We start from the raw sequence: 3,586 nt of genomic DNA on the forward strand, positions 1-3,586 counted from the left end.
TGTACGGGGGGTGCGCAGGCCGAGGCCGGGCACCTTGCCGTTCAGCCAGTCGACCAGCTCGTCCAGCAGCGCGTGCTGCTCGAGCGGACGCGGCTTGCAGACCGCGCGGCGTCCGTCGGCGAAGGTCAGCACGGCCACGCTGCGGTCGCCCTGGTGCGCGTCGCCCCGCCCGAGGTCGAGACCGGTCAGCGGGCCGGGGTCGACGCCGTCGAAGAGGTCGGCGACGAGGTCCTTGCGGTCGCGGTGCAGACGGGCCGTCAGTTCGGCCACGGCGTCGGCCGCGTCGAGGCAGGTCTGCCCCAGCAGCCGGGCCAGGACCGGGTAGGCGGCGAAGAGGCGGGCCAGGCCGGCACCGGTGCCGAGCGCGGCCGTGAAGGCGGCGAACCGCTCCCGCGAGGTCGACCCGTCCAACTCACCGGCGCGGCGAGCCCGGTGGAGCTCCGTCACCAGGGTGCGCGCCGCGAGGCCGGCGAGCCGCGCGCCGAGGCGCCGCTCGAACGCGGCCCGCACGACGTGCCGTTCCTCGGGCGCCAGGGCAGCCTGCCCCTCGACTCCGGCCCAGGCGCAGGCGATCAGCGGCCGCAGCGCGGGCCCGAAGACCTCGGCGCCCTCCGCGAACTCGGCGCCGTCCGCCGCGCCGTGGCGCTCCGGCTGCTCCGGCGCCGCCTCCAGGGCGCGCTCGACCGTCTCCGCCCAGCGCGGCTTGGCGGTGCGCGCCGCCAGGCGCTCCGGCTGCTCCTCGCCGAGGGCCCGAGCCAGGTCGTCCCCGAGGCCGAGCGCGGTCAGCCGGGCGGCGAGCCCGTCCGTGTGGGCGGAGGCCCACGGGACGGTCCGCAGCGCGTCCAGGCGAAGGCGCGCGGTCCGGTCCACCGTCGGGGCGCCCGGAGCGGCGAGCCGCTCACAGAGGGTCAGGCCCCGGGCCCACCACGACTGCGGCAGGCCGGTGATCCGGGATTCGAGGAATGCGGTGCGTTCGGTCACGAGAACAACGTCGCAGAGCCGCGCGGCCCCCACATGGGGGTCCGACCCCCATATTCTCAAGCGGTCCTCGAGTGGGTGGGGGTCGGCTCCCCATGGGCGGCGCCCGCGCCCTCGCCCGCCCTCGCTGAGCTGCGGATCTGCCGAGCCTTCTCAGAACCGGTCGGTGGACGTGGGACGCCGCGCTGCCGCCCCGCGCCGCAGCCCCGCCCCCAGGGGAGGAGCACCGCCCCCACGCCCCTCACCTGCGGGAACGCGATCGGCGTGCGGGCGAGACCCCCACTGCCCGCCCCCGCCGGACGATTGCGGCGCAAAGGTGGGGGGTCGACACGGATGCCCGTCCTCCGCTCCGGCCGCAGTCTGGTTGTCGTGCCCGGCACCACCACCGCCGGCTCCCGGCCCCGACGCCGAGCGTGCGCCGGGTGCGTACCCGTCCGTCCCGCACGTCGGTCCATCAGCCTGGAGGACCCCATGGCAGAACCCGTACCCGTCCGCGTCGTCGCCCTCGACCCGGTGCTCGAAGCGGGAACGCTCAGCGCCCTGGGCCTCAGTCCACAGCTGACGGCCCTCCCCACAGCCGCCGCTGACGGCCCGTCCGTCCGGCCCCCGTCCCCGCAGACGCAGGCGCAGGCGCAGGCCGCGCAGCCCCAGGCCGCGCAGCCGCAGGCCGGACGCGAGCCGTCCGCCCCGGAACCGGCCGTCGTCGTGCTGACAGTCGACCGCTTCGGCCAGGCCGAGCTGGAACTGCTGCGCGCGGCCCGCGAGACGTCCGCCCGTCCCGCCGTCGTGCTGGTCGCCGGGGAGTTGGCCGCCGCCGACGCGCTCCACGCCCTCGCCGCCGGCGCCCGCGCGCTGCTGCTGCGCCGCGAGGCGGACCCGGCGCGCCTCGCCGAGGCCGTCCTGGCCGCGGCCCACGGGGACTGCACCCTGTCGCCGGACCTCTTCGACCAGGTCCTCGGCCGCTCGGCGGACGCCTCGCCGCACGGAAGGGAGGACCGCGCCGGCGTGGTGTCGGGCCTGTCCGACCGCGAGCGCGCGGTGCTGCAGATGGTCGCCGAGGGCCATGAGACCAGCGAGATCGCCACGCACCTCGCCTACTCGCCGCGCACGGTCACCACCGTGCTGCACGACATCACCCAGAGATTCCGGCTGCGCAACCGCGCCCACGCCGTCGCCTACGCACTCCGAGCGGGGATGCTGTGAACCCGACCTCCCACCGGTCGCCCTGCGGGGCGGTCCGCATGCCGTACTCGGCACTCACCCAGATCCTGGCCAACGGGCCCGGCGACGATCCCGGCGCCGCTGCCACGCGCCCGGACGAACCGTCGCACATGTGGCATCACCGCACGCATAGACCTGTTTTGACGTCTCGTCAGACCGCTGTGCTCGACCTGATGGCCGAGGGCCACGGCAACGCGGTGATCGCCCGGACGCTGAGCTGCTCCGAGCACACGGTCAAGAACACCATCTACGACCTGATGTCCCGGCTCCAGGCGCGGAACCGGGCCCACGCCGTCGCCCACGGCCTGCGCCACGGCCTGATCTGAGCCCTCCTCCCCCGTCTGTCCCGCATCGTCCGTCCCGCATCGTCCGTCCCGCACCGTCCCTCCCACCGTCGCATGCCGAACCTGCATGCCCGAAGCCGTATCCCCGAAGCCGTATCCCCGACCCGACCCGCGAACCCGGAGAACCCGCCGTGCCCGACGCCTCCCGCACCCCCCGGCCCCGCCGCTACCTGATGTGCCGCCCCGACTTCTTCGAGGTCACCTATGCGATCAACCCATGGATGGACCCGGCCGAGCCGGTGGACACGAGACTCGCCGTGTCCCAGTGGGAGCGACTCCACGGCGCCCTGGTGCAGGCCGGCCACACCGTCGAGCTGATCGACCCGGTCCCGGGCCTCCCGGACATGGTCTACGCCGCCAACGGCGCCACGGTCGTGGACGGCAAGGTCCTCGGCGCCCGCTTCCGCAACCAGGAGCGCGCCGCGGAGGGAGCGGCGTACCTGAACTGGTTCCGGGACAACGGCTTCACCGACACCCTCGAACCCCGCCACCTGAACGAGGGCGAGGGCGACCTGCTCACCACGCGCTCCTACATCCTGGCCGGCCACGGCTTCCGCAGCACCGCCGAGGGACACCGCGAGGCCCAGGAGTACTTCGGCCGTCCCGTGGTCAGCCTGGAGCTCGTCGACCCGCGCTTCTACCATCTCGACACCGCCCTGGCCGTGCTCGACGGGGACGAGATCATGTACAACCCGGGCGCGTTCTCCGACGACAGCCGTGCCACCCTCGAGCGGCTCTTCCCCGACGCGATCCTGGCTACCCCGGACGACGCCGAGGCCTTCGGCCTCAACGCCCTGAGCGACGGGCGCAACGTCTTCCTGGCCGAGTCCGCCCACGCCCTGGCCGGGCGCCTGCGCGAGCACGGCTTCACGCCGCACCCGATCGACCTGTCGGAGCTGTTCAAGGGCGGCGGCAGCGTCAAGTGCTGCACGCTCGAACTCCGTACGGCGGCCTGAGCGCCGGGGCGCCGGGCCGCCGGCCGTCGGGGCGCCGGAGCTCGGAAAGCCCGCGGGCGCGGTGTCCGAGGACGTTCCCTCGGACAC

At 74.9% G+C, this 3,586-nt stretch carries 4 protein-coding genes; 3 read left to right on the plus strand and 1 reads right to left on the minus strand.

Features of this window, described 5'->3' with window-relative positions; all coding sequences use genetic code 11:
* Positions 1-981, minus strand: a 981-nt coding sequence (locus TR48_RS10765) for a DUF4135 domain-containing protein (RefSeq protein WP_042365823.1), incomplete at its 3' end; no start/stop codon positions are given.
* A gap of 468 nt (positions 982-1,449) precedes the next feature.
* On the opposite strand from TR48_RS10765, the gene TR48_RS10770 reads away from it, so the two are divergent.
* From TR48_RS10770 to ddaH, 3 genes are all read left to right on the plus strand, one after another.
* Positions 1,450-2,181 carry a helix-turn-helix transcriptional regulator gene (locus tag TR48_RS10770; protein WP_042365824.1) on the plus strand — a complete coding sequence of 244 codons (732 nt, stop codon included), beginning with the start codon at positions 1,450-1,452 and terminating at the stop codon, positions 2,179-2,181.
* Between the two features lie 158 nt (positions 2,182-2,339).
* Positions 2,340-2,525: a response regulator transcription factor gene (locus TR48_RS45370; protein WP_236652095.1), complete on the plus strand. Its 186-nt coding sequence runs from the start codon at positions 2,340-2,342 to the stop codon at positions 2,523-2,525.
* 149 nt (positions 2,526-2,674) lie between these two features.
* Entirely contained in the window at positions 2,675-3,499 is an 825-nt protein-coding gene (gene ddaH / locus TR48_RS10780; protein ID WP_369405570.1) for a dimethylargininase, read from the plus strand.
* Positions 3,500-3,586 lie beyond the last annotated feature (87 nt).

The organism is Streptacidiphilus neutrinimicus (genome assembly GCF_000787815.1).
GTDB classification, from domain to species: Bacteria; Actinomycetota; Actinomycetes; order Streptomycetales; family Streptomycetaceae; genus Streptacidiphilus; species Streptacidiphilus neutrinimicus.